The sequence below is a fragment of the Pokkaliibacter sp. CJK22405 genome, assembly GCF_046614695.1.
In the GTDB taxonomy this organism is placed as follows: domain Bacteria; phylum Pseudomonadota; class Gammaproteobacteria; order Pseudomonadales; family Balneatricaceae; genus Pokkaliibacter.
The window spans coordinates 144,243-170,399 of sequence record NZ_JBKKHQ010000007.1 but is presented as its reverse complement, the minus strand read 5'-3'; the positions used below and the strand labels follow the sequence as shown (position 1 = coordinate 170,399).

Genomic DNA, 26,157 nt, shown 5'->3' with positions numbered 1-26,157 from the left:
GAGAAAGAATGCGCTTGTGGATACTACTTTTGAGCGTCGTGCTGCTGGCCGGTTGCGGCTTCCAGCTGCGAGGCACTGAAGCCGGTGGTAATACCGATCTGGTACTGCCGATCAAGGCAGAGAGTAATCTGGGCGCACGAATTCGCCAGAAGCTGGCCAATATGGGTATCAGCAGCGAGTACAATGGCGGCGATTACATGCGCGTACTTTTCCTGGATGAAAAACGTGAGCGCAGCCTGCTGGGTGATAACGGTGATGTTACCGAGTATCTGCTGACCTCGACCCTGACTTATCAGTATGTGAAGCCTTCAGCGGACACCCCATCGGTACCGAAAAAGCTGCGTGTTGAGCGCACCTACCGCTTTAACGAGGATCAACTACTGGCCTCAGATACCCAGCAAACCCAAATTCAGGATGAAATGCTGGGCGACCTGCTGAACCAGCTTCTGATGCGCTGGCGCAAGGCGGATCACAGCGTCAAACCGAGAGAGTAAATGAAGCTCAAGTCCGAGCAACTGGCCGCTCACCTGGAGCGGCCATTACTCCCCGTCTATCTGCTTTGTGGTGATGAGCCCCTGCTGATGCTCGAGTGCGCCGATCAAATCCGCGCTTGCGCCAAAAAGCAGGGCTTCATCGACCGCGAAGTTTTTCATGTCGAGCCCGGCTTCAGCTGGGATCAGGTTCTGGCTTCGGCCAATAGCCTCTCACTGTTCGCCGAACAGAAGTTTCTGGATATTCGCCTGAGCGGGAAGCCCAATGAAGCCGGAGTCAAGGCGCTTCTCAGCTATGCGGAAAACCCGCCTGCTGACACCCTGATGCTGATTACTGCGCCCAAGCTGGATAACAGCACACTGAAAGTCAAGTGGGCTTCCGCCATCGAAAAGAACGGTGCCGTCATTCAGCTTTGGCCTATGGATAGCGAGCAACTCCCCCGCTGGCTTCATCAGCGTGCGCGGCAGCTTAATCTCAGACTGAGCGATGACGCTGCACAACTTCTGGCGCAGCGTGTCGCAGGCAATTTGCTGGCTGCCACTCAGGAGCTAAACCTGCTTTCACTGCTCAGTGAAAACGGTCAGGTAAGTGCCGAGGATATACTTGATAGCGTCGGCGAACATGCCCGCCATGATGTATACGATCTGGTGCGAGTCGCCTTCATGGGCAAATGGCCCGATGCGGTGCGTATTCTTGAGCACCTCAAACAGGAAGGCGCCGAACCCACGCTGGCGCTCTGGGCGCTGACTCGCGAGCTCCGTGACCTGATTCAACTACTGCGGCTGATGCGTGATGGACAAAGTTTCGAACAAGCCTGCAAACAGGCACGTATCTGGCCAATGCAGCGACAGGCCCCGCTCAAACTGGCCAGCAGACGTTGTCGCCCACCACAACTTCTCAGTTTGCTGGATGAGGCGCAAGCGCTGGATGTGCTTAGCAAAAGTAGCCCCAAAGAGTTCTGGCATGAACTCTCCTTGTGGATTGCCCAGCTATGCGGACAGCCGCTACCGCTGCCGTTCGCATCAAAAATCGCCCGCGCCCTGCTCTGAAAGAACCAAAAATCAGGCATAAAAAAGCAGCGTAACGCTGCTTTTTTTGTTTCCCAACCGGGCGCTTAGCTTACTGTCTCGCCATGAGCCTGCTTGTCAGCATGGTAGCTTGAACGCACCAGCGGACCACTGGCCACGTGCAGGAATCCCATTTCACGAGCAATACGACCGATTTCATCAAACTCTTCCGGTGGCACAAAACGATCCACAGGCAAGTGATGCTTGGAAGGCTGCAGATACTGCCCCAAGGTGATCATATCCACATCATGAGCACGCAAGTCTTTCAGCACTTCAATGATTTCTTCATTCGTTTCACCCAAACCCAGCATCAGGCCGGATTTAGTACGAACCTCGGGACGCATCGCCTTGTAACGCTTCAGCAGGGTCAGTGACCACTGATAGTCAGAGCCCGGACGAATCTTGCGATAAAGGCGTGGAATAGACTCCATGTTGTGGTTAAACACGTCAGGAGGCGTTCCCGCCAGAATATCCAGCGCCACGTCCATACGTCCACGGAAGTCAGGTACCAAAACCTCAACTTCAATACTGGGTGAACGCTCGCGGGTTTCACGGATACAGTCAGCAAAATGCTGAGCGCCGCCGTCACGAAGATCATCGCGATCCACGGAAGTGATAACCACATAACGAAGGCCCATGTCGGCAATGGCTTCTGCCAGCTCACGAGGCTCATCAGGGCTTAACGCGTTGGGACGGCCATGAGCAACATCACAGAAAGGACAGCGACGGGTGCAGATGTCACCCATGATCATGAAAGTCGCGGTACCCTTGCTGAAACACTCACCGAGATTCGGACAGCTGGCTTCTTCGCAAACCGAGGCCAGCTTGTGCTTACGTAACTTGGATTTGATGCGCTGAACTTCAGGCGAAGCAGGAATGCGCACCTTCAACCATGCGGGTTTACGGGGCATATCTTCCGTGGGAAGTACCTTGACCGGGATACGCGCCATCTTGTCTGCACCGCGCAGCTTGACACCCTGCTCAACCCGCTTCGGTGCATTGGGATCTACCACGGTGGCTTGTACATTTTCAGACATACTTGGGGTCCAGTTCAGCAACAACAGAAACGTGATTATATCCTAACTTTTCAGTCAGGTATTCTTGCAGGGCCTGTGCAGCCTGCGCGAGGGTAACAGCCGGAGCATGTGCAGTAACCTGCGTCATCGCCAGTCCCTGATACCCACAAGGATTAATACGGTTAAAGGGCTCAAGATCCATAGCAACGTTCAACGCCAGGCCATGAAAACTGCACCCTCGGCGTACGCGAAGACCCAGTGAACAGATCTTATCACCGGCAACGTAGACACCCGGCGCATCAGCCTTGGGATAAGCCTCAATCCCCCAGCCTGCAAGGATGCTAACGACCGCTTCCTCCATCAGCGTGACCAGCTGACGAACGCCGAGATTATTTCGGCGAAGATTAATCAGAAGATACGCCACCAGCTGACCAGGACCGTGGTACGTTACCTGCCCGCCACGATCAACTCCGACGACAGGAATATCACCGGGGGCCAGCACGTGCTCAGCTTTCCCGGCCTGTCCCTGGGTAAAAACAGGCTGATGCTCAAGCAGCCAAAGCTCATCAGGAGTCTCTTCCGTACGCTCAGCGGTAAAGCGCTGCATTCCATGCCATAAAGGCTCATAGGGCTGCGCTCCGGGCAGATGACGAATGATCAGCTCGGCCATCAGAGAACCATGCGAACCAAGCCGGTGGCACGCAAGTCATCAAATAATGCCTGCAGCTGTTCAGGCCCTGTCGCGGTAATCATGACGGTAATTGAAACAAAGCGGCCATTACTGCTGGGATTAGTACGATTTCGCCCCTGATCGTAGCCTGGCGCATGACGCTCAACGATCTCAAGTACGGTCACTTCATAATGAGGCACATTATCACCCACGATCTTTACGGGATAATTGTGACAGGGAAACTCGATTTTCGGAGCTTGAGGTTCTTTATCACTCATGATGTGACTCCAGAGCAGGCAGCGACAAGGACAACTAAAGCGCATCAGAGACGGCTTAAACAGGCGCGCCACTATAGCAAAGATTGTCGATTTTTTCAGCAGAAAACTGAGTAGCCCTGGAGGCAGGCAAAGACGAGCGAAGAGAGGATTGATGAGCGAAGGCTATAGAACTCTTGGGGAACGTGGAATCTAGTCAGACTCATAAAGGTGTTGCTGGTAGGCACGAGCAACCTGCTCCCAGACAGCACCTTTCTGTCCATGACCAATCGACTTGCCATCGACCATTACGACAGGCAGAACACCCCGGGAAGAGGAGGTTATCCAGACCTCATCCGCAGCCAGACAGAAGGCTTCGGTAATCGCCTGCTCATGCACACGAACACCTAAAGCCTGAGCCAAGGTCAGCGTTAACGCTCGTGTCGTTCCTCCCAGCATCTGCTCACCCAGTGGAGGCGTATAAAGCTCTCCTTCATGAACACAGAACAGGTTGGAGCTACTTCCCTCGATAACATAGCCGTCGCGAACCAGTAGTGCTTCTTCGGCACCGGCTTTCATCGCCGTTTGACGTGCCAGAATATTGGGTAGCAGCATCGTGGATTTGATATCACAGCGCCCCCAGCGTATATCGGGCATCAAGACTACGGAAACAGCAGGAATATCCTGCACGTTGCGTCGCATGGGAGGTGGCGATGGCTGGGCGTAAACAAAGACCGTCGGACTAAGTTCTGCGCTGGGAGAGACGCGCCGGGAAAGATCCGCACCGCGCGATATCTGAAGATAAAAACTCAGGCTGATATGACCATGATGAGCTGCAGCTGAGCTGGCATCAAACTGCTGCGCCAGACGATCAAAAATTTCAGTCCAGGGTGCATTACAGACCAGATCAATGGCGGCAAGACTATGCTGCAAACGTTCCAGATGGGCTTCAAGCTCAACGCCCTGCCCGTCTACATAGGGAATAACTTCGTAGACAGCATCAGCAAAAAGAAAGCCCCGGTCAAAGACCGAGACTTTCGCTTCTGAAGCTGGAAGATACTGGCCATTGAGATAGACGAGTGTCTCCATATCCAGCTTCCTGTCAGTTAAATGATGACGGTAATCAGAACCAGCCCTGAACGCGCCGAACCACGCTGTCAGACAGACGCTTGAAGAAGCCACCTTCATTAATGGGATTCAGCGCAACAAGCGGTACTTCGCGAATAACATTATCGCCCAGTTTGATCTGTACCGTTCCCATTTGCTCACCCTGAGCAATCGGAGCTTCCAGCGCATGGTTAAGCTCGAGGGAGGCTTTCAGATTACCGGCCTGACCACGTGGGATGACAACATCCAGCGCTTTCTCGGTACCTACCGACACCTGATCCACATCACCACCCCAGATACGCAGGCTTTCCAGCGGCTGGGCAGCTTTATAAAGGTGCTGGGTTTCATAGTAGCGGAAGCCATAAGAAAGCAGCTTCTGCATTTCCTGCGCACGAGCCTGAATGCTGTCGGTACCAAACTCGACTCCAATCAAGCGGGTGTTATCACGCTTGGCCGAAGCTACAAGACAGTAACCCGCTTCATCGGTATGGCCTGTTTTCAGACCATCAACACTTGGGTCACGATCCAGCAACAGGTTGCGGTTTGGCTGACGAATGTTGTTGTAGGTGAACTCTTTCTCAGAGTACAGCGCATAGTGATCAGGATAGTTCTCGATAATATCCCGGGCCAGAATGGCCATATCAAAAGCACTGGAGTAGTGATCAGGATGCGGCAGGCCCGTTGGATTCATGAAATGAGTGTCTTTCATGCCCAAACGCTGCGCCATCTGATTCATCAGATCAGCAAAGGCATCTTCACTACCGGCAATATGCTCTGCCATAGCAACCGTTGCATCGTTACCGGACTGAATCACGATACCGCGCATCAGATCCATGACGGAAACCTGAGTTCCCTCACGCACGAACATGCGCGAACCACCGGTTTTCCAGGCATTAACACTGATATTGACCAGGTCTGTCGGTTTCAGGCGACCATGATCCATTTCTGACTCCGCGATGTAAGCGGTCATCAGCTTGGTCAAGCTGGCGGGAGGAAGGCGTTGATGGGGATTACTAGTTGCAAGAATCTGACCGGTAGAAGCCTCCATAAGCACATAAGATTTGGCAGCCACTTCCGGCACGGGTGGCATAAACCCCTGAACCGGACTGTCAGCAGCTGGTGTTACAGCAGGCTGGCTGTCAGCAGCCATGACATGATGACTGATGACCAGCATGGCCATCGCAGTGAAGGCGCGGACACCACGGAGGGATAGAATATTCAACATCTTAGGCTTCGGTCTTTGATTCTTTAAAAGTGAGTAACAGGTCTAATCGGCGGTACCATTACGTCCGGCAGTCCATTCCCTGCGACGGCCCAGACAGCCCTTAAAACAGTGTTTTAGGGCAATCTGACGATGTAAGGCTGACTCAAACCGATCCCCTGAAGTCCAGCAGTCAAGGAAGTTACATCTTCGCCGGGACGAAGAGGACCAATCTTGACGCGATAGAGCTGCTGACCATTAACGGTGGCCGCAGTGACTTTAGCACGGGACTCGCCAAGTTCTTGTTTCAATCTTTGGCTAAGGCTAACAGCAGCTTGCTGGGTACTAAATGCAGCGACCTGCAAATAATCGCCAGGGACAACCCCTTGATTAGCAATGCCTTGCTCGGGCTGAGTTGCCGGTGAGACGGGAGTTGGAGCAACTTTCTGAACGCGAGGCACCACCGCTGGCGCAGGCGCTGAGGACACAGAGGCACCGCTCAGGCCCGAATCGTTGGACAGTGGTGCGGTTTGCACAATTGTGGAACTTCCGCTGCCATTCCAATGAGCAGCATCAATGGATTCAACACGCAGATGGGCAGTTCCCTTGTTCACATAACCCAACTTGGCTGCCGCTGCATAGGAAAGGTCCATGATACGGTCGGAGTGGAACGGTCCCCGGTCATTAACCTTAACAATCACACTGCGGCCATTATCCAGATCGGTGACTTTGGCAAAACTGGGGATAGGCAAAGTCTTGTGTGCCGCCGTCATGCCATACAGGTCGTACATTTCACCACTGGAAGTACGATGTCCATGGAATTTCTGACCATACCAGGAACCCAGGCCTTCGGCCTTATAGCCAATGTGCGTGGGCATAACCTGATACGTCTTCCCCCACACGGTATACGTCGGGCCATTGCCGTATTTGGAATAAGGCAGCACTTCAGGCACGGCATCCGGGATGTTACTGACATCCTTGAGTTCGTCAGGACCGCGGTCCTGATTGATACTATAGCGGCCGGCGTTTTCCGTTTTAGTTGGTGAAGAGGAACAGCCTGCCAGAGATAAACTAAAAACCGTGATACACAGCGAGGAAAAAACGAGCTTCACGGTTTGTCTCCCGCATTCATATTGTCACGAGCATTTTTGATAGCGTGCGCCAGCTGATAAACCGCCAGTGAGTAAAAACGACTATGGTTATAGCGGCTGATGGCGTAGAAGTTGTTCATCCCCAGCCAATACTGGACACCATCATCAGTCTCAAAGGCCATCAGATTACCCATTTCATTACCAAGAAATTCAGGCACTTTAAGGCCTTGAGCACGCAAGGTGTTCATGGGGGTTTCGGGCTTCAGGCCATCACTCAACGAGAGCTTCCAGCTGCCATCCGCGGGAGGATTAACAGGCAACACTGTAACGCCATCGACCAGCCAGCCATGTTTTTTGAAATAGTTGGCGACACTGCCGATGGCATCGTCTGCGTTATCCCAGATGTCCGGAATACCATCGCCGCTATAGTCCACGGCGTAATCAAGATAGCTGCTGGGCATAAACTGGCCATAGCCCATTGCACCGGCGTACGAACCTTTCAGGCTCGCAGGATCAAACTTTTCCTTGTACGCAAGACGCAGAAAGTTGGTCAGTTCCTTACGGAAAAACTCGCCCCGGCGCGGGTAGTCAAAACCCAGTGTCGATAGGGAGTCGATAATCCGGTAGCTGCCCATGTTGGTGCCGTAGCTGGTTTCAACACCAATGATGGCCACGATAATTTCAGCGGGAACACCAAACTCAGCTTCAGCACGAGCCAGTGCTTTTTCATTCTGGTTCCAGAAAGTCACACCGTTTTTGATACGCGCCTGAGTAAGAAAGATTTTACGATAGCCCGTCCAGTTAAGACGTTTCTCAGCGGGACGATCCATCGCTTCAAGGATGGACTCTTTTCGCTCAGCCTGGCTGATGGCTTTTGCTGTCCAGGCCTCGCTAATACCTTCTTTGGCAAGCTGTTTAATGATCGCCTGAGCTTCAGGGGTGGAGGCGTAATCGCCAGCATGAGTTGCGGCGGCAGAAAAAGAGAGGGCAAGGGTCAAAGGTAAAGATAATGCGGCTTTAAACATAGTGACCTTATATGACGATTGGAGTGAGCCGAGACCCTAATGTGGTCGATGTTGACGATGAAAATGCACCGACATCACCATACCAAAGCTCGATAGCAATGTAACCACCGAGGTACCGCCGTAGGACACCAAGGGCAGAGGCACCCCTACCACCGGCAAAATCCCACTGACCATACCGATATTCACAAAAACATAAACAAAGAAAGTCAGCACCAGCGAGCCTGACAGCAAGCGGCCAAACACATCTTCGGCCTGCGTCGACAGATACAACGCGCGGGCAATGATCATTAGATAAATGATCAGTAATGCGCCGATACCGATAAAGCCAAACTCCTCGCCGAGTACGGCCACGATAAAGTCAGTATGACTCTCTGGCAGAAAGTGCAGCTGCGACTGGGTGCCATGCATCCATCCCTTACCGAAGAGGCCACCACTGCCGATCGCAGTCTTCGACTGAATAATATTCCAGCCCGCACCCAGCGGATCACTCTCCGGATCCAGAAAGGTTAGAACACGCTGACGCTGGTAATCCCTCATGAAATACCAGAGCCCTGGCAGACAGGCCAGACCACTCCCACCCGCCAGAAAAACCCAGCGCCATGGAATACCGGAGAAAAGAATCGCGAACACACCTGATGCACCGATTAGCACAGAGGTGCCCAGATCAGGCTGCTTGGCGATCAGCAGGACAGGGACAGCAATGATCACCAAACCAATAAAAATATGAGAAATCCGGGGTGGGATCTTGTGATTGGAGAGCCACAGAGCAATGGTCATCGGTAGCACCAACTTCATCAGCTCCGCAGGCTGGAATCGCGGCAAGCCTGGAATTTCCAGCCAGCGCTGAGCACCTTTGGCGCCCACACCGACAAAAATGACCGCCAGCAGCAGGACGATTCCCAATGAGTACAGCCAGGGCGCGAGCATGCGAAGATGCCTTGGCGAAATCCAGGCAAAGCCCCACATCACCACAAATGCCAGCATAAAACGCGCAGCCTGACGCTCCACGTAACCCATGTCCCCTTCCGAGGCGCTGTAGAGAATCACCAGGCCATAGCCCATCAGCATCAGAATAGGCAACAGCAACCAGGGGTCGAGGTGTAACCGCTGCCAGACGGTAGGTGGCTTACTCAGCCCTTTGCCATCTTTAAGTGAGCGCTGAAAGTCGACCTGATTCACACCCGGACTCCTGAAATTCTGAATAACATCGTCACCCCTCAGTCACTTGGCTCATTGGACAACTCGACGTTATCGTCATCGGGATCTTTGCCGAGAAGATAGGCATCCATCACTTTTTTGGCGATAAGTGCAGATCCACCGCCGCCGCCGCCATTTTCGACGATGATAGAGACCACAATTTTTGGATCATCCGCCGGGGCAAAGCCAACAAAAAGGTGATGGTCACGGTTACGCTCGGAGAGTTTGCTGGCATCGTAGCGCTCATCCTGTTTGATGCCGACCACCTGCGCAGTACCGGTTTTACCGGCGATTACATAAGTGCTGTTTTTCCCAAGAGAACGTGCTGTGCCATGCGGACCGCTGGTCACATCCTTCATGCCCTGAATAACGTAGTCCCAAAGGCCATCATCCTTGAGCTTGATATCACCGGGTAACTGGGCACGCTCTTCTGCAGCCATTTTTTCATACTCGGCTACTCGCGAATCCATCTGAGCTGTCACCGGATGCTCTGGTGTCCCGAAATGCTTCAGCATCCGCGGCATCAGCCACTTACCATGATTCGCGATAATGGCGGTGGAAGTTGCCAACTGCATCGGTGTGGCCAAAAGATAACCCTGACCGATACTCATATTGACGGTATCGCCGGGGTACCAGGGCTGCTTGTACAGGCGCTGCTTCCATTCTCTGGAAGGCAGAATACCGCGGCTGGCTTCAGGTAAGTCCAGACTCCCGACCTGCCCGTAGCCAAAGCGATGTAGCCAGCTCGACATGGTATCGATGCCCATTTTGTGACCAACATCGTAAAAGAAGACGTCGCAAGACTGGGCAATGGCCTGGCGCAGATTCAGCAAGCCATGTCCCCAGCGCTTCCAGTCACGATACAGACGACCCTTACCACCAATCTGGTAATAGCCCGGATCAAAAACCGTGTAGTTAAGACCAATGGTTCCGGAATCGTTCGCAGCAATCCCCATCATCGGCTTGACCGTTGATGCAGGCGGGTAGCGCCCTGTCAGCGCTCGGTTGAAGAGCGGTAAGTTGGGATCATCCTGCAGCGCCTTATAACGGGAAAAACTGATACCGGTGACAAATTCGTTAGGGTCGTAGCCTGGCTCACTGACCAGCGCCAGAATACCGCCGGTGTTCGGATCCAACGCCACCAGCGCGGCACGCTGGCCTTTTAGCGCCTTCTCTGCAGCACGCTGCAGCTTCATGTTGAGATAGAGCGTCAGATCCAGACCAGGGATGGGCGTATCCCGCTCAAGCACCCGCAGGATACGACCGCGGGCATTGGTCTCCACTTTCTGAAGCCCAACTTCGCCGTGCAGTGCATCTTCGTAATAACGTTCGACACCCAGCTTACCGATGTAATGAGTGGCACTGTAATTTTCCGCGTCAACCTTCTGCAGTTCACGCTCGTTAATGCGACCGACATACCCCAGCGCATGGGCCAGTGCAGCCCCGTAGGGATAATGCCGAACCAAATCAGCCTCGACCTGAACACCGGGCAAGCGATAAAGATTAACGGAGATCGCCGCGATTTCACGCTCATCCAGCGACAATTTAAGGGGAACAGACTCGAAGGGACGTCGACGCAGGTTCAGGCGACGCTTAAAGCGCTGAACATCATCCTGATCAAGACTGATAATCTGGCCAAGCCGATCCAGCAGCTTGTCCATATCATCCACCTTCTCTTTGGTAATGGTCAGTGAGAAGTTGGGGCGATTATCCGCCAGCAGATTACCATCCGTGTCGTAGATCAGTCCGCGCGTCGGAGCCACCGGCACCAGCTGCACACGGTTCTGGTCCGACAGCGTGATATAACGCTCGTACTGATAGACCTGCAAATACAGCAGCCGGGCCACCAGCCCCAGTACCATCAGCATGATCAACACCCACGCAATCACCGCCCGGGAGCTGAAAATCCGACGCTCCTGGCCATGATTACGAATAGTGAGCTGATCGCGGAAGGAAGAGCCAAACATGCCGTATTACTTATGGTAGGGATGTCCCTGGAGAATCGTCCAGGCGCGATAGAGCTGCTCGGCCAGAACAATTCTGACCAAAGGATGAGGAAGCGTCAGCGCCGATAACGACCATTTCGCATCAGCTCGCTGCAAGCAGCGGGGGTCAAGACCATCAGGACCACCAACCAACAGGCTGACGTTACCGCCTTCCATACGCCAGTCGCCAAGCGTGCTGGCAAGTTGCTCCGTACTCCAGGACTTACCCAGAACATCAAGGGCAATCACACGATCGCCCTGAGGAATGGCTGCCAGCATGGCATCACCCTCAGAGCGAATGGCTCGCGCCAGGTCAGCATTTTTACCGCGATGCCCCATAGGCAGCTCGACCAGTTCCAGAGTCATATCTGAAGGCAAACGCTTGGCGTATTCCTGGTAACCGGTTTCAACCCACGAGGGCATCCGCGAGCCAACGGCGAGCAAGCGGACTTTCATTACTGGACAGCACCTTCTGGACGAGCCCAGAGACGCTCAAGATCATAAAAAGCACGAGCCTGAGGCTGCATAACGTGAACAACCACATCGCCCAGGTCAACCAGCACCCACTCTGAGGCTTCCTGACCTTCCACACCCAAGGGCTGCGTGCCACGACGCTTCATCTGTTCAGTCAGATGATCTGCCACCGCTTTAACGTGGCGAGTAGATGTGGCTGAAGCAATAACCATGTAGTCGGTAACACTGGAAAGGCCACGAACATCCAGTACCTGAACGTCTTTAGCTTTCATATCGGCCAGCAGGCCATCAATTTCGGTCAGTAAGTTTTGCGTTTCCATTATTTCTCTTGAACACCTTGGTGCGCACCAGCATACAACTGCTGTTGCTGAATAAAGTTCCAGACGCTGTCCGGGATCAAGTAGCGCGGAGAGCGCCCCTGTCCGATCAGCTGTCTGATGTAGGTTGCGCTGACCTGCAACGTAGGCATGGTCAGCGTCAAAATTTGTCCGTGACTGTCGCTAAAGCCATCACTCAGCTCTGAAACGCCGTGATGCTTAAGCCAGTCCGCCGCTTCGCCTGACTCAGGCCAATGCCAACCTGGACGAGCGATGACTAGCAAGTGACAAAAGTCTGTCATTTCTTGCCAGCGTTGCCACGAGGGCAGATTCACCAGGCTGTCCATGCCTATGACCCAGAAAAGTGGTCGCTCACAGCCGATGCGCTGACGAGTTGCCTCAAGGGTGAGGATGGTATAGCTCGGCGTGTCCCGATCCAGCTCCTGCGTATCAATGTTGAGCCGAGGCTCATCGGCAATGGCATGCTCAAGCATGGCCAGTCGCTGTTCGACACTGGCGCCTGCGGCCGCCTTGTGAACCGGCAACTGACAGGGCAAAAGCCGAATTGCCGCATCAGGCAGCGCATCTGCAATTTCCATCGCCAGTCGCAAATGCCCGGCATGCACTGGGTCAAAAGTGCCGCCCAGCAGCACCAGTGGTGTGGAGTCAGGCACGGATATGGCCATCTCCCAGCACAACATATTTCTGTGAAGTCAGACCTTCCAGACCCACAGGGCCACGGGCATGAATTTTGTCCGTGGAAATCCCGATCTCAGCCCCAAGACCATACTCGAAGCCATCAGCAAAACGTGTCGATGCGTTCACCATCACCGATGCTGAGTCCACCTCACGCAGGAAGCGACGTGCCTTGGTGTAATTTTCGCTGATGATACTGTCCGTATGCTGCGAGCTGAAGGTATTGATGTGCTCAATGGCCTCATCCAGTCCACTGACGATTTTGATCGACAAGATGGGCGCCAGATACTCGGTGGACCAGTCAGCTTCTGTCGCCAAAGTAATGCCGGTTAGCAACTCGCACGTTTTCTCACAGCCGCGAAGCTCCACCTCAAAAGGCGCATACGCTTGCTGTAAGCGTGGCAGGATACTCGCTGCCACACTTTGTGCAACCAGCAAGGTTTCCATGGTGTTGCAGGTGCCATAGCGATGAGTCTTGGCATTGACTGCAATACGCTCTGCTTTATCGAGGTCAGCATCATCATCGATATATACATGGCAAATACCATCAAGATGCTTGATGACCGGCACTCGCGCATCGCGACTGATACGCTCAATCAGGCCTTTTCCACCCCGGGGTACAATCACATCGACGTACTCGGCCATGGTAATCAAATGCCCGACCGCTTCACGGTCGGTCGTCTCAACGATCTGAATGATATTTTGATCCAGTCCAGCCGCTTCCAGCCCTTTGGCAATACAGCCTGCCAGTGCACGGTTTGCTTCAATCGCCTCAGAACCACCACGCAGAATCGCTGCATTACCGGACTTAAGACAAAGGCTCGCCGCTTCAACCGTCACATTCGGGCGAGACTCATAAATGATACCGACCACACCCAGCGGCACCCGCATCTTGCCAATCTGGATTCCACTTGGGCGATAACGAAAATCTGTCATCTCACCCACAGGATCCGCCAGCGCAGCGACCTGTCGCAAGCCTTCGAGCATGGAGTCAATACGCGCCTCTGTCAGCGTAAGACGATCCAGCATGGCGGCATCCATTCCCGTTGCACGGGCACGGTCCAGGTCGCGCTGATTGGCCTCCACCAGCGCAGGCCGCTCGTTTTCAATCGCATCTGCCATGGCGAGCAAGGCAGCGTTTTTCTGCATGGTGTCAGCACGGGCAATTTCACGAGACGCAACACGCGCCTGCTTGCCCAGCTCCTGCATATATTTCGCGACGTCTAACGCCTGCATCTGTGTCTGCGCGGACATAGATACCTGTCTCCTGCGGATCGATCGAAGGCAGCGGTTTGCTGCATTGAGCCGGGCATTATAGCCCGAGGGAGGAACACCCACCATCCGTTATCGTGTTACAAAGCAAGATGGGATGTACAAAAGGAAGGATTCACTCGATGAGAGTGAACAGAAGCAGAAAATAGTAAGCAGCTTTGGGAAGTGAAAAGTAATAAAGGGCAGCACCAGGCTACCCTTCCATATCACCTTCCAGCCAGTGATGAATCAGCGACAGGCGCTTTTCTGCACTTTCCGCCTGAAGCAAGGCCAGTTGGCATTCCGGAGAGAGTGGCAAGCAACTACTTAACTTCCAGCTCAAAACATTGGCACTTGGCGCCTTGTGACAGCGTACCGGCGAATCTTTCGAGATCAGAGGATTGGCACACATAGCCTGAAACAGCTCAGCCAGCCCTTCCCACTCAGGCCTCAGAATTTCATCATCCTCCGGCCAAGGGGTAATGTCTCCATGCCAGAGACCATCCTTTTCTTGCCAGTGCTCTCCGATCCTGACCCGCGCTTCACCGTGGACAACAACACCCAGGGTGCCATCGTTTAACTCGTGAAAATCCTCAATCGCCACAAGACATCCAACATCAGCAAACACCTGCTCACTAGGACTGCCTTCATTACCACTCAACAACGGGGTAATGACGAAGTGTCGACCTGTTTTCATACAGCCGCTGATCATGCGGAGATATCGAGGTTCAAAAATACGCAGGTTGAGACTGGCATAGGGAAAACCAGTCACTGTCAGAGGAAAAATAGGCAGTTTTTCCATGGTAATACACTTCACTTCCGTATTCGTCTGCCTTCTTTCTTGGGGTTGAAACATCCGATCTTCCAGCCCCTGTCAAGAAATGTTTGCACCCCAGGCAGGCATCAGGTCCTGCGCGACACCCAGTTGAGAAAGGATTCTCGCCACTATGAAGTCGATGAGATCCTCAATACGCTCAGGCTTGTGATAAAACCCGGGACTTGCAGGCAGAATTATCGCCCCCATTCGCGTCAGAGCCAACATATGCTCCAAATGAATCGCCGAGTAAGGGCTTTCACGAGGCACAAGTATTAGCTGGCGACGCTCTTTCAGTGCCACATCCGCCGCACGCTCAATAAGATTATTGCTGGCCCCCGTCGCAATCGCAGACAGTGTTCCGGTACTACAAGGACAGACCACCATCGCTGAGGGAGCCCCCGAGCCAGAGGCCACAGGCGCCATCCATTGCTCTCGTGAAAACACCCGAATCTGTTCAGGTTTAGCCTGAAGCCTTTCGGTCAAATACTTCTCCAGCGCATCACTTTGCCCCGGCAACTGCCAGTCGGTCTCGGTAGCGGCAACGACCTGTGCCGCTTTGGAAATCATCACATAGACGCGTTTATTGGCGGCTACTAAACACTCCAGCAAACGAAGTCCGTACTGAAGACCCGATGCCCCGGTAAAGGCAAGAGTGACAATGGGTGGATCAGCCTGCCACATCAGAGTTTCTCCTGCCCAAAGCGAGCATCCAGCGCCAGCAGTAACTTGTTATGAATACCGGCAAACCCACCGTTACTCATGATGACAACATGGGTATCCGGGGAAACGCTTCTCGCCACCTGCTCAACCAGCGCATCAATATCTGTTGCCAGTGTCGACTTCCCCTGTCCTTGCTCAATGACATCCAGCAATGACCAATCCAGCCCCGGCGGCTGATACCAGAAAACCTGATTTGCACAGGCTACAGACTCCGCCAACTGCGCCTTGTGCGTGCCCAAACGCATGGTATTGGAGCGAGGCTCAATCAGAGCAACAATCGGGGAATCCCCCACTCGCTTGCGCAGGCCCTCAAGGGTCAGACGTATCGCGGTGGGATGATGGGCGAAATCATCATAGACACTGACACCACCGGGAGTGCCCTTAAGCTCCATGCGACGCTTCGGCGCAGTAAACGCACAAAGCGCTTCAATAGCCACAGAAGGAACCACGCCCACGTGATGAGCTGCAGCGATGGCATGCAATGCATTGTGCATATTATGCTCACCAGTCAGCGCCCACTGCACATGACCTTGCGGCTCACTGTGATAAAAAATCGTAAAATCTGAGCCATCCGGAGCACGAGGCTCGACATGCCACACCGCTTCCTGTCCAGTCGTACAGGCGTATTCATGCTCACTCCAGCAACCCCGTGCCAACACCTGATCCAGCGCAGCATCACCAGCTGGGCTGATTAAGCGGCCTGAGGCCGGAACGGTTCGCACCAGATGGTGAAACTGGGTCTGAATAGCCGCCAGATCCGCGAAGATATCAGCATGATCAAACTCAAGATTGTTCATGATCAACGTACGCGGACGGTAATGAACAAACTTCGAGCGCTTATCAAAAAAGGCACTGTCGTACTCATCAGCCTCGATCACAAAAAAAGGCGTCTCTCCCAATCGCGCGGACTGTGGAAAGTTGCCAGGCACACCACCGATGAGAAAACCAGGCGCCATACCGGCGTAATCGAGAATCCAGGCCAGCATGGCAGAGGTAGTGGTCTTCCCATGAGTGCCTGATACCGCCAGTACCCAACGCCCCGGCAATACATGATCTGCCAGCCATTGCGGCCCGCTGACATAGCTGATGCCTTTATCCAGAACATACTCAACAGCGGGGTTGCCACGAGAAAGGGCATTCCCAATGATGACCAGATCCACATCCTCAGCAATATTCTCAGGCAGGTAACCTTCACAGAGATCAATACCGGCTTCCTGAAGCTGCGTACTCATGGGCGGATACACATTGGCATCACTGCCGCTCACTTTGTAACCCAAAGCGCGGGCAAGAACCGCCAGACTACCCATAAAGGTGCCGCAGATACCGAGAATATGCAGATGCCGAGGGGCTGAAGCCCGCTGTTCTTGCGGTGCGGGGATGAAGTCCGCCATGGAAATCTTCCTTGGTATAACATGATTAATCGACGGCATTACCGTATGATAGGCACCCCATCATACCCGTGCTCGAACGCATAATAGTGCCTTACTCAGGCCGGACAAGGAACTCTAAGGATGAAAAGGCTGCATCAGTTTCTTCGTGAACAACAGACTTCTCCCGAGTTGATCGAACTGATTGATACCCTTCTGGTTGCATGCAAAGAAATTGCTTATCTGCTGAAACAGGGGGCTCTTGCCGGCATTCTGGGCTCTGCAGGCGCTGAAAATGTGCAGGGCGAAACGCAGAAAAAACTGGATGTACTTTCTAACGACTTGCTAAAGCGCAATCTGCTGAGTTGCAGTCTGGTGAAAGGCCTGGCTTCTGAAGAAGAGGATTTTCCGGTCGCTGGCAATCCGGATGGCAAATATCTGGTGACCTTTGACCCGCTGGATGGCTCATCCAACATTGATGTTAACGTCTCCGTGGGTACCATTTTCTCTATTCTGCGAGCCCCTGAAGGCTGTGATGGTGGCGATGAGTCAGCTTTTCTGCAGTCAGGCCGCCGCCAGGTTGCTGCAGGGTATGTCCTCTATGGCCCATCCAACCTGCTGGTATTGAGTACCGGTAAAGGCACGCACATTTTCACCCTTGCCAATACCGGCGACTTTTTCCTGACCCGCGAATACGTACAGATCCCAACCGAAACCAAAGAGTTCGCCATCAATATGTCAAACCAGCGCTTCTGGGAACCGGCGATGCAAAACTACGTCAATGACCTGTTGCAAGGCGAAGAAGGCCCACTGAGTAAGCGTTACAACATGCGCTGGATTGCCTCCATGGTGGCCGAAGTGCATCGCATCCTGACGCGTGGCGGTATCTTTATGTACCCCTTCGATTATCGCGAGCCTAAAAAACCCGGCAAACTGCGTCTGATGTATGAAGGCAATCCCATGAGTCTGCTGGTCGAGCAGGCAGGTGGCCTGAGCACCAATGCACATCGCAATATCATGGATGTCGAGCCACAGGGGATTCACGAGCGCGTGGCGGTTATTCTGGGCAGCAAACACGAAGTGGAAAATGCCCTGACGTATCACCAGCCAGAAGCGGCCAAAGGCTGACCTTCCGCCTCAATAAAAAACCGGACCTCAAGTCCGGTTTTTTATTGATCAAATAACGCAGAGGCTCTTTACCTACAGCCCAGCCAGCATTAATTCCGTGGCTCAGCTTTTCCCTTACTAAAACTCAATGCAGAGGTCTTAGGATGAGAGAGACTCTGATCCGCTTGCACCTCTTTCATGCTCTGTCCTGCTGGCTGATCCTCACGCTGCGAAGTCACAGGCGCTGATTTTTTCCCGACTGGCTCTGACAGAGCTGATGCATCCACAGAGACAGAGTTCTCAGCCCCTTTGACCTCATCATCAAAAGGAGCCTCCAACTCATCAGCACCGGTTTCTGTCCAACCCGGTGACAAACGGTGAATGGATTCACGCACCGTAGCCATCTGTCTTCGCAAAAAAGCATCCGGGTGGCGCCAGCGCCCCAACTCTCGCAAAGCCTGCTGATAGCAATTCACGGCCTGCGCAGCCGTTCCCTCAAACTCGAGATGTTGCGCCATGGCAATCAGGGTCGAAACTCTCATGCGTGAGAGCAACTGAACAATGGCCTTTTTCATACCAGCAATCAGGGCAGTATCCACATCGACGGTCTTGCCCAAAGCCACCAGCGCTTTCATGCCCGCCGAAAACCGCCCCTGATGAAACTCCACTTCACGAAGCGAGTCTTTTGCCAACAGCAACCATTCATCTTTGTCTTGAGTCTCCAACGCCAAGACTGCTTCAGCCTCGCGTGCCAATCTTTCATCCAGTTTGGAATAGTGTCTAAGAGACTGGCAGCTTCGCTCCAGCGCGCGACGAAAAGGATCGATTAGCCGTTGATCCGTGGTGGAGTCATAAAGGCTATCAAGGGCATCCACTAACGCGGGCATGTGCTGCGCCCAGGTTGACATCGCATGCTGGCGAATGGCCCATTGCTTGCGATAGCGCGCCAACCAGGTCAGAGCAATGGCAACGAGAGCAACAACAAGAATGATGAGAATGAGGGTTTTGACCCAGACAGACATAACCAGGCTTCCTCTCCCGCAGGATTAGCGGCCACGAGAGCAAAAAAAGAAGAAATTAATGATGAAACCACGAACAAGCCGGTTTATGAACCAAGGGTTATTGGTCTTCCTGCTCACACCCTTTTATAATCCCTGCCCACTACAAGCGTGTAAATCACTTTCTCCATGCTCCTAGCAAAAGGCGTGTCCCGATGAGCTATGCAAATGTACCGGCAGGCAAGGATCTGCCCAACGACATCTATGTCATCATTGAAATCCCTGCCAACAGCAGCCCGGTCAAATATGAGATCGACAAGGACGCTGACGCACTGTTCGTTGACCGCTTCATGGCTGCCCCCATGTTCTACCCAGCGAACTATGGCTACATCAACAACACTCTGGCTGATGATGGCGACCCCCTGGACGTTCTGGTAGTCACTCCTTATCCCGTGGTTCCTGGTTCAGTTATCCGCTGCCGTGCGATTGGTATTCTGAACATGAGCGATGAAGCAGGTCAGGACGCCAAACTGGTTGCCGTACCTCACGACAAGCTGACTCCTATCTACAAAGACGTGCAGGACATTAACGACCTGCCCGAACTGCAGCGCCAGCAGATTCAGCACTTCTTTGAAAACTACAAAACCCTAGACAAGGGCAAGTGGGTCAAGGTCGACGGCTGGGCTGATGCCGCTGCTGCACGTGCTGCCATTGAGCAGTCCGTGAAGAACTACGAAGCCAGCAAATAATCTGGTTTGATCAATAAAAAAGCAGGCTTAAGCCTGCTTTTTTTATTGCCTGCGTATTTTAGCGAACACTTTCGCTTCCGCTATTTAACCCCTGCCATAGCGCCTGAAACGCATCAGTCAGCTTATGCTTAGGCGCAAAATGCACTAAAGGCTGGTGCGCCTGATGAGATTCACGCATAACCACCGAGCTGGGTAGCCGCACTTCACAGACGGGTATAGATTCCGCCTCAAGGCTGGCCACGATTTGCTGCGGCAGCTTGGCTCTGGCCGAGAACTGATTCACCACAACCCCCTCAAGAATCAGCCCGGGATTATGATCCGCCTGAGTCTCCTGCAAAGTTTCCACCAATGACAACAGAGCTTGTTTAGCGAATTCATCGCAATCAAACGGAACAAGACAGCTATCAGCTGCAACCAGCGCAGACAGGCTAAAGAAGTTAAGCGCAGGCGGAGTATCGATAAACACATCATCAATATCCTCTAACGCATCAAGTGCTTCTTTAAGCTTGTAGATTTTGTGCTTGGCTTCCAGCTTGGCATGCAGCGCTGGAAGCTCAGGATGAGCGGGAACAACATAAAGATTGTCATAAGGAGTCGACTGTAATGCCGTATCCAAACCCGGAGGATGTAGACGAAAGCTCAATGTCGACTCGAAAAAGTCATAGATGCTTTCGCCTTCAGCACTTACCCAGTCCGGACCAAGTAAATACTGGGAAGCATTGCCCTGAGGGTCGAGATCAATAACAGCGACCTTTCTGCCAGAGGCCGCGGCAACCGCAGCCAGATTAACGGTGATACTTGACTTACCTACCCCACCTTTCTGGTTAAAGATGACTCGCTTCATCACCGCTCTTTCCTTGACTGAGGTGGCCTACAGGCCAATGAAATCAACCACGCGCCAGCAACTCGCGCAGATCAATAATTGCCGCATTGGCACGGGAAATATAGTTCGCCATTACCAGAGAGTGATTAGCGAAAAGTCCGAATCCGCTACCATTAAGAATCACAGGGCTCCATACGGTTTCCTGCGTTCCTTCCAGCTCACGAATAACCTGACGCAGACTCACCAGCGCATTTTTCTTCGCTAAAGCAGGTCCAAAGTCGACCTCGACGGCACGGAGAAACTCCAGCAGCGCCCAGGTCGTACCACGAGCCTCATAAAAGACATTATCAATTTCCAGCCAAGGGGTTTTCACTTCAGAAGTGCTGGATGTTTGCGGGTTCTCATCACCATCACTATTGACTACGCGCTGGCCGACACTGGCGGACAAACGCTGAGACAGGCTGCCCAGACGGGTTGAAACGTCACCCAGCCAATTGGATAGGTTATCCGCACGCCCATAAAATTCGGCATTTCCGTTAGTCGGGTTACTAAGCTTGCCAAGATAGGTGTAGAGATCACCCACCCCTTCCCGGTACTGACTTTCTGTGGAAGGCAACATCCAGCTGTCAGCAGCAAAGGAGAACTGTGGCTCTGCCTTTGCCAAATCTGGCTGCTCACGGGACTGAGACTGTGAACGACTAAAATCCTTGCGAAGTGCACGCGCCATATCGCGAATCTGCACCACCGCACCAAACTCCCAGGAGCGCGTGTTATCCAGCCAGACACCCGGAGGAAAAACATCATTACTCAGATAACCACCAGGCTTATCAAGCACTTCTTCGGCCACATGGATCAGGGTGTGAGTCGTGGTGTAACCGGGAACCACATTCTGATTGAACTTGGCAGCTGCAGCTTTAGCAGACTGCTGAGGGTCAAAACCATCGGGCTCACCAGACCAGTAAATTCCGATTACCACAGCGCCCAGCAAGTACAGCAGAATGGCGGCCACTACCCAGCGAATCCAGGTTCTTCCACCTTCGGGGTAGAGCCATACCAGTAATCTGTCGAACATAAACATCCCTTAATCAATAAAACGCAGGCTTGAGTCTTAAACAGGAGCAGCCTCAGGGCGACCCAGGAAGTAACCAAGCCCACCATCAATGCCCAATCCCTGTAGATATTGCCACTCTTCTTGAGTCTCAATACCGTCTGCCAGAATCGTGATGTCCTGACTGTGTGCAATCTGAACCATCGACATTACATAAAACTGACTTTCCCGACGCGACTGCACCTGCTGAATAAAGCTGCGATGCACTTTTACCAGTGTCACCGGCAGTGTTTTCAGGTATGCGAATGGCACACCGCCCACACCAAAGTGGTCAATCGAGAAGCTGACACCAGCCCCTTTCAGGCTATTCATACGGTTCAGAATCAGATCCATATGCTGACGCAAGGCGTATTCAGGCACCTCAAAAACCAGACGCTTAGACAGCTCGGTATTACCGCTTAAGGTCTCTTTTAACCAGAGCACAAAGCCTTCATCCTGCAAAGAGGCCAGCGACAGGTTGATACAATACTGCTGAGAGTCCATGACTTTGCGCATGCGCATAAGCAGCTGCTCGATCACTTGACGATCGAGTGAAGGCATCAGGTCAAACTGCTCAACCATCGGCAGGAACTCACCTGCAGCCAGAACACGATCCTGATCCTGCAGGCGCACATAAACCTCATTGTGCACCACGGCACCACTAGCCGCCTTAACTGGCTGGAAGTACAGAAGCAGCTCGTCACGGGCGATGGCACTTTCAATAAAGTGTCGCCACTCACCGGCGGATCGACCACCACCACTTGACTGCCCGACATGCCAGCCGCCGATACCTGTTTGCTGCGCCTCCCTCAGCGCCACATCAGCCTCAGAGAACGCGCCCCCAAGATCGACCTGCTGCTGCGGGAAAAGATACACGGCACCGATATGAATACGATCCTGCCATTCATGGGCGGTTACCGCCTCTGAATGCGAAACCATCTGATAAACGCGCTCTACCTGATCAGCAAAATAGCTTTCAGCGATACCCGGCAGGAATACGGCAAAGTCTGTACCGCTACGACGGGAAAGCAATGCACCCGGCACACTTTCCACTGCTTCCAGCAAACGCTCGGCAATACGGCATAACAACTCATCACCGGACTCACGGCCATAGCGGTTGTTGTGCTCCTCGAGCCCTTTAATCTGAAGCAGCATCAGGCCACCACTACGGGCACCTTCTTCACTCAGGCTCAGCGTCAGGCGTAAACGCTCATCGAAAGCACTTCGATTAAGCAGTCCCGTCAGTCCATCCTCATCCACTTGGCTGCGCAAGCGCTCAATCAGCTGAACCTGGTCGCTGAACATTAACTCCAACCGTCCCGCCATGCGGTTCATCGCATCGACGAGACGGCGTAATTCACGGGTGCGGGGACGAATAGAAATCTGACTGAAACGACGTTCAGACCAGGCCTCTGCCTGTGTCTCGAGAGCAAACAAGGGGGAAAGAACCAGGCGATTCATGAACCAGCGCATCAAGAGTCCGGCGACAATCAAGGCCACGACAAATTGAAGGCAGACTTTCTTGAGGTAACTCCACAGTTCGTGATACGCCTCGGCAGGCAGGCTTTGCACTTTGACCATACCCAACTGCATCCAGCCACTGGTCACGTGGGCCTCGGCAATCGGCGCAGGCAAATCCACCATACGCACAAACCAGTCGGGCAAATCCTCAACGCCTGCACCTGTCTGTTTTACGATTTCTGATTTGCCGTTAACGTCCAGGTATTCAATGCGCTGATAGTAACCCCGGTCAAAAACAGCGCCGATCATCTGTTCCATGGAAACCTGATCCTGCTCTGCGGCCGCATTGGTTAGCACGATGCCCAAAGAGGTCGCGGCATCTTGCGCGTGCGCTGTTAATTGCTCCTGCAGGTAGGCGCGATAATTCTGCACCGCCGAAAAGGACGTGATAATCAGCAATACCACGACAATCCCTGTCAGAAAGGTAAAGAGCACATTACGCAGTCTCATGCGTTCCTCCTGAAACATTGGGCACTGACTCAAACATGACGCCCATTCACTCCATTGTAGCTATCAGGCGCGTGTTTGGTAGCACCGACCCGGGTTTTGTCCGCACGTGCGTAGAATTTGCCTGACAAGACCCGCATTCAGCAACACTCAAGCCATGCTTACGCACAAAAAATGCATCGAAAGAGCAGAACATTGAAGTGAAATGCCCAGAAACTTGCCCAGTGATCCGATTTTCGGCAAACTACCCCGCTCTGGTGACATTCAGGGGTTAACTGCGGCCATAAGTAGCCGGATCACCTCTGCAACGTCAGATAACTTCTCTAAAATCCGTGCTCCGCACGCAATGGCTTGGCGACGTTATGGCAAGATTTTTAGTGTTGAATGGCCCGAACCTTAACCTTTTGGGAACTCGTGAGCCCGAGGTCTATGGTTACACCACTCTCGCTGATATCGAATCTGCCCTGCGCCAGCAACTGGAAGGAACCGCTCACGAGCTGGATTTCTTTCAAAGCAATGCCGAGCATGCGCTGATTGATCGAATTCATGCGGCCCGTCAGGAAGCGGTCGACATGATCATCATCAATCCAGCCGCCTTCACCCACACCAGCGTTGCCCTTCGCGATGCTCTGGCAGGGGTTGCCATTCCATTTATCGAGATCCATATCTCGAATGTCCATAAACGCGAACCTTTCCGTCAGCACTCCTACCTGTCCGATGTGGCAGTAGGCGTCATCTGCGGACTGGGCGCTCAGGGCTATGGTCTGGCACTTCAGGCGGCAATCGAGTTTTCTGCACAGAAATAATCACGCATCTTACTTGAGAACACACTCATGGATATTCGCAAAGTCAAAAAGCTCATCGAACTTCTGGAAGAGTCCGACATTAACGAAATTGAGATTAAGGAAGGCGAAGAGTCTGTTCGCATCAGCCGTGCCTCTCATGTCGCACCTGCCACTGTGAGCTATGCGGCTCCTGCTCCTCAGCCTGTTGCAGCTCCTGCACCTCAGGCAGCAGCTCCTGTAGCGGCGGCTGAACCCGCCAAGCCAGCCATTGCCAATGGTCATGCCGTTCCTTCTCCCATGGTAGGCACCTTCTACCGTTCACCGGCTCCTGGCTCCAAGCCTTTTATCGAAGTCGGTTCTACCGTGAAAGCCGGTGACAAGATCTGCATCATCGAAGCCATGAAGATGATGAACCACATCGAAGCCGACAAGTCTGGCACCGTGGTTGAGATCCTGGTGGAAGACGGTCAGCCCGTAGAGTTCGATCAGCCACTGCTCGTTATCGCCTGATCCCACTCTTTACGCTTATAGGAAGTGCTTATGCTGGATAAAGTCCTGATTGCGAACCGTGGAGAGATCGCTCTGCGTATCCTTCGCGCCTGTAAGGAACTGGGGATTAAAACCGTCGCCGTTCACTCCAAGGCCGACCGTGACCTCAAGCATGTTCGCCTGGCTGACGAGGCCGTTTGTATCGGCCCTAACTCCTCCACCGAAAGCTACCTGAACATTCCGCGCCTGATTGCCGCGGCTGAGATCACTGATGCTACCGGCATCCATCCCGGCTACGGCTTTTTGGCAGAAAATGCCAACTTCGCCGAAATGGTCGAAAAAAGCGGTTTTGTCTTCATCGGCCCTACTGCCAGTGTTATCCGCCTGATGGGTGACAAGGTGTCTGCAATTGCGGCGATGAAAGAAGCCGGCGTACCAACGGTACCAGGTTCAGATGGCCCTCTGCCTGCCGATGAAGCTGAAATGCAGCGCATCGCCAAGCGTATTGGCTATCCGGTCATCATCAAGGCTGCTGCCGGTGGCGGTGGTCGTGGTATGCGCGTTGTACACAAGGAAGAAGACCTGGCGAGTTCTGTCAGCGTCACGCAGACAGAAGCCAAGGCAGCCTTCGGTGACTCCACGGTTTACATGGAAAAATTCCTGGAAAACCCACGTCACATTGAAGTGCAGGTTCTGGCCGACGGTCAGGGTAATGCAATTCACCTGTTTGACCGCGACTGCTCACTGCAACGCCGTCACCAGAAGGTTCTGGAAGAAGCACCTGCACCCCATGTGAACCCTGAGTCCCGCGCGGCAGTTCTGCAGTCCTGTGTTGATGCCTGTATCAAAATTGGCTATCGCGGCGCCGGTACTTTCGAGTTTCTGTACGAAAACGGCGAATACTACTTTATCGAGATGAACACCCGTGTTCAGGTTGAGCACCCAGTGACAGAGATGATCACCGGTATCGACATTGTTAAAGAGCAGCTGCGCATTGCCTCTGGCCAACCACTGTCAATCCGTCAGGAAGATGTAGTGATTAAAGGCCATGCACTGGAATGCCGTATCAATGCTGAGGACCCACGCACCTTTATGCCTTGCCCAGGTTTGGTTAAAACCTTCCATGCAGCAGGCGGTCTGGGTGTTCGTGTTGACTCACATCTGTACAGTGGCTACACCGTACCTCCCTACTACGATTCACTGATCGCCAAGCTGATCACCCATGCAGAAGACCGTCATACGGCGCTGGCTCGCATGGCAGTGGCACTGGATGAGATGGTCGTGGACGGCATCAAAACCAATATCGACCTGCACAAGGATCTCGTTCGTGACGAGCACTTTGCCGCAGGAGGTGTGAACATTCACTACCTCGAGAAGAAGCTGAACATCGGACACTAAGCCACC

General features: G+C 53.2%; 27 protein-coding genes. 7 read left to right on the top strand and 20 right to left on the bottom strand.

All coding sequences use genetic code 11. The annotated features are described in order from the left end of the window. The first annotated feature begins 8 nt into the window (after window positions 1–8). Together lptE and holA are read left to right on the top strand one after the other, a co-directional pair. Window positions 9–494: an LPS assembly lipoprotein LptE gene (lptE, locus tag ACKC9G_RS03900; RefSeq protein WP_411403628.1), complete on the top strand. Its 486-nt coding sequence runs from the start codon at window positions 9–11 to the stop codon at window positions 492–494. Next, entirely contained in the window at window positions 495–1,541 is a 1,047-nt protein-coding gene (gene holA / locus ACKC9G_RS03895; protein WP_411403627.1) for a DNA polymerase III subunit delta, read from the top strand. 65 nt (window positions 1,542–1,606) lie between these two features. Here the strand turns inward: holA and lipA are convergent, their stop codons facing one another. The 16 genes from lipA to mpl form a co-directional block, all read right to left on the bottom strand. Beyond that, complete coding sequence (lipA, locus tag ACKC9G_RS03890; protein WP_411403626.1) at window positions 1,607–2,596, bottom strand: lipoyl synthase; 990 nt, start codon at window positions 2,594–2,596, stop codon at window positions 1,607–1,609. Beyond that, window positions 2,589–3,245, bottom strand: coding sequence for a lipoyl(octanoyl) transferase LipB (gene lipB, locus ACKC9G_RS03885; protein ID WP_411403625.1), 657 nt, complete (start codon window positions 3,243–3,245; stop codon window positions 2,589–2,591). Before lipB ends, lipA begins: the two co-directional genes overlap by 8 nt. Then, window positions 3,245–3,523 (bottom strand): YbeD family protein, encoded by a 279-nt coding sequence (locus ACKC9G_RS03880; RefSeq protein ID WP_411403624.1) that lies wholly within the window; start codon window positions 3,521–3,523, stop codon window positions 3,245–3,247. Before ACKC9G_RS03880 ends, lipB begins: the two co-directional genes overlap by 1 nt. A 189-nt stretch (window positions 3,524–3,712) precedes the next feature. Next, window positions 3,713–4,588, bottom strand: a complete 876-nt coding sequence (locus ACKC9G_RS03875; protein WP_411403623.1) for an aminotransferase class IV — start codon at window positions 4,586–4,588, stop codon at window positions 3,713–3,715. 34 nt (window positions 4,589–4,622) lie between these two features. Further along, window positions 4,623–5,831, bottom strand: coding sequence for a D-alanyl-D-alanine carboxypeptidase family protein (locus tag ACKC9G_RS03870; RefSeq protein WP_411403622.1), 1,209 nt, complete (start codon window positions 5,829–5,831; stop codon window positions 4,623–4,625). A 113-nt stretch (window positions 5,832–5,944) separates the two neighbouring features. Then, window positions 5,945–6,919 (bottom strand): septal ring lytic transglycosylase RlpA family protein, encoded by a 975-nt coding sequence (locus tag ACKC9G_RS03865; RefSeq protein WP_411403621.1) that lies wholly within the window; start codon window positions 6,917–6,919, stop codon window positions 5,945–5,947. Then, on the bottom strand, window positions 6,916–7,923 hold the full coding sequence (gene mltB, locus ACKC9G_RS03860; protein ID WP_411403620.1) for a lytic murein transglycosylase B: 1,008 nt from the start codon (window positions 7,921–7,923) through the stop codon (window positions 6,916–6,918). Before mltB ends, ACKC9G_RS03865 begins: the two co-directional genes overlap by 4 nt. Before the next feature lie 36 nt (window positions 7,924–7,959). Further along, entirely contained in the window at window positions 7,960–9,102 is a 1,143-nt protein-coding gene (rodA, locus tag ACKC9G_RS03855) for a rod shape-determining protein RodA (protein ID WP_411403619.1), read from the bottom strand. Window positions 9,103–9,140: 38 nt separating this feature from the next. Then, entirely contained in the window at window positions 9,141–11,087 is a 1,947-nt protein-coding gene (mrdA, locus tag ACKC9G_RS03850) for a penicillin-binding protein 2 (protein ID WP_411403618.1), read from the bottom strand. A 6-nt stretch (window positions 11,088–11,093) separates the two neighbouring features. After that, complete coding sequence (rlmH, locus tag ACKC9G_RS03845; RefSeq protein WP_411403617.1) at window positions 11,094–11,561, bottom strand: 23S rRNA (pseudouridine(1915)-N(3))-methyltransferase RlmH; 468 nt, start codon at window positions 11,559–11,561, stop codon at window positions 11,094–11,096. After that, window positions 11,561–11,899, bottom strand: coding sequence for a ribosome silencing factor (gene rsfS, locus ACKC9G_RS03840; protein WP_411403616.1), 339 nt, complete (start codon window positions 11,897–11,899; stop codon window positions 11,561–11,563). Before rsfS ends, rlmH begins: the two co-directional genes overlap by 1 nt. Further along, window positions 11,899–12,582 (bottom strand): nicotinate-nucleotide adenylyltransferase, encoded by a 684-nt coding sequence (gene nadD / locus ACKC9G_RS03835; protein ID WP_411403615.1) that lies wholly within the window; start codon window positions 12,580–12,582, stop codon window positions 11,899–11,901. The genes rsfS and nadD overlap by 1 nt, the downstream gene beginning before the upstream one ends. Continuing rightward, complete coding sequence (locus ACKC9G_RS03830) at window positions 12,563–13,846, bottom strand: glutamate-5-semialdehyde dehydrogenase (RefSeq protein ID WP_411403614.1); 1,284 nt, start codon at window positions 13,844–13,846, stop codon at window positions 12,563–12,565. Before ACKC9G_RS03830 ends, nadD begins: the two co-directional genes overlap by 20 nt. A 211-nt stretch (window positions 13,847–14,057) precedes the next feature. After that, on the bottom strand, window positions 14,058–14,699 hold the full coding sequence (locus tag ACKC9G_RS03825; protein ID WP_411403613.1) for an LON peptidase substrate-binding domain-containing protein: 642 nt from the start codon (window positions 14,697–14,699) through the stop codon (window positions 14,058–14,060). An 18-nt stretch (window positions 14,700–14,717) separates the two neighbouring features. Further along, a complete protein-coding gene (locus tag ACKC9G_RS03820) occupies window positions 14,718–15,341 on the bottom strand; it encodes a flavin prenyltransferase UbiX (RefSeq protein WP_411403612.1) in 624 nt (207 codons plus the stop codon). Next, entirely contained in the window at window positions 15,341–16,771 is a 1,431-nt protein-coding gene (gene mpl, locus ACKC9G_RS03815) for a UDP-N-acetylmuramate:L-alanyl-gamma-D-glutamyl-meso-diaminopimelate ligase (protein WP_411403611.1), read from the bottom strand. Before mpl ends, ACKC9G_RS03820 begins: the two co-directional genes overlap by 1 nt. 120 nt (window positions 16,772–16,891) lie before the next feature. On the opposite strand from mpl, the gene ACKC9G_RS03810 reads away from it, so the two are divergent. Next, the gene (locus ACKC9G_RS03810; RefSeq protein ID WP_411403610.1) at window positions 16,892–17,875 is read left to right on the top strand and encodes a class 1 fructose-bisphosphatase; all 984 of its coding nucleotides are present in this window, start codon (window positions 16,892–16,894) and stop codon (window positions 17,873–17,875) included. 89 nt (window positions 17,876–17,964) lie between these two features. Here the strand turns inward: ACKC9G_RS03810 and ACKC9G_RS03805 are convergent, their stop codons facing one another. Next, entirely contained in the window at window positions 17,965–18,876 is a 912-nt protein-coding gene (locus ACKC9G_RS03805; protein WP_411403609.1) for a hypothetical protein, read from the bottom strand. A 191-nt stretch (window positions 18,877–19,067) separates the two neighbouring features. Here ACKC9G_RS03805 and ppa point away from each other — a divergent pair, with 191 nt between their 5' ends. Continuing rightward, entirely contained in the window at window positions 19,068–19,601 is a 534-nt protein-coding gene (gene ppa, locus ACKC9G_RS03800; protein ID WP_411403608.1) for an inorganic diphosphatase, read from the top strand. Window positions 19,602–19,659: 58 nt separating this feature from the next. Here ppa and ACKC9G_RS03795 read toward each other — a convergent pair whose 3' ends face one another. Genes ACKC9G_RS03795 through ACKC9G_RS03785 form a run of 3 tightly spaced genes read right to left on the bottom strand, consistent with a single transcriptional unit; the run spans window position 19,660 to window position 23,482 of the window. Then, window positions 19,660–20,445, bottom strand: coding sequence for a ParA family protein (locus ACKC9G_RS03795; protein WP_411403607.1), 786 nt, complete (start codon window positions 20,443–20,445; stop codon window positions 19,660–19,662). A 43-nt stretch (window positions 20,446–20,488) separates the two neighbouring features. Continuing rightward, on the bottom strand, window positions 20,489–21,496 hold the full coding sequence (locus ACKC9G_RS03790; RefSeq protein ID WP_411403606.1) for a DUF2333 family protein: 1,008 nt from the start codon (window positions 21,494–21,496) through the stop codon (window positions 20,489–20,491). Between the two features lie 36 nt (window positions 21,497–21,532). Further along, a complete protein-coding gene (locus ACKC9G_RS03785) occupies window positions 21,533–23,482 on the bottom strand; it encodes an EAL domain-containing protein (RefSeq protein WP_411403605.1) in 1,950 nt (649 codons plus the stop codon). A gap of 359 nt (window positions 23,483–23,841) precedes the next feature. On the opposite strand from ACKC9G_RS03785, the gene aroQ reads away from it, so the two are divergent. From aroQ to accC, 3 genes are read left to right on the top strand one after another with little or no spacing between them, the layout of a single operon-like run. Further along, window positions 23,842–24,285, top strand: coding sequence for a type II 3-dehydroquinate dehydratase (aroQ, locus tag ACKC9G_RS03780; protein WP_411403604.1), 444 nt, complete (start codon window positions 23,842–23,844; stop codon window positions 24,283–24,285). 27 nt (window positions 24,286–24,312) lie between these two features. After that, window positions 24,313–24,774: an acetyl-CoA carboxylase biotin carboxyl carrier protein gene (accB, locus tag ACKC9G_RS03775; protein ID WP_411403603.1), complete on the top strand. Its 462-nt coding sequence runs from the start codon at window positions 24,313–24,315 to the stop codon at window positions 24,772–24,774. 30 nt (window positions 24,775–24,804) lie between these two features. After that, the gene (gene accC / locus ACKC9G_RS03770) at window positions 24,805–26,151 is read left to right on the top strand and encodes an acetyl-CoA carboxylase biotin carboxylase subunit (protein ID WP_411403602.1); all 1,347 of its coding nucleotides are present in this window, start codon (window positions 24,805–24,807) and stop codon (window positions 26,149–26,151) included. Window positions 26,152–26,157: the final 6 nt, after the last annotated feature.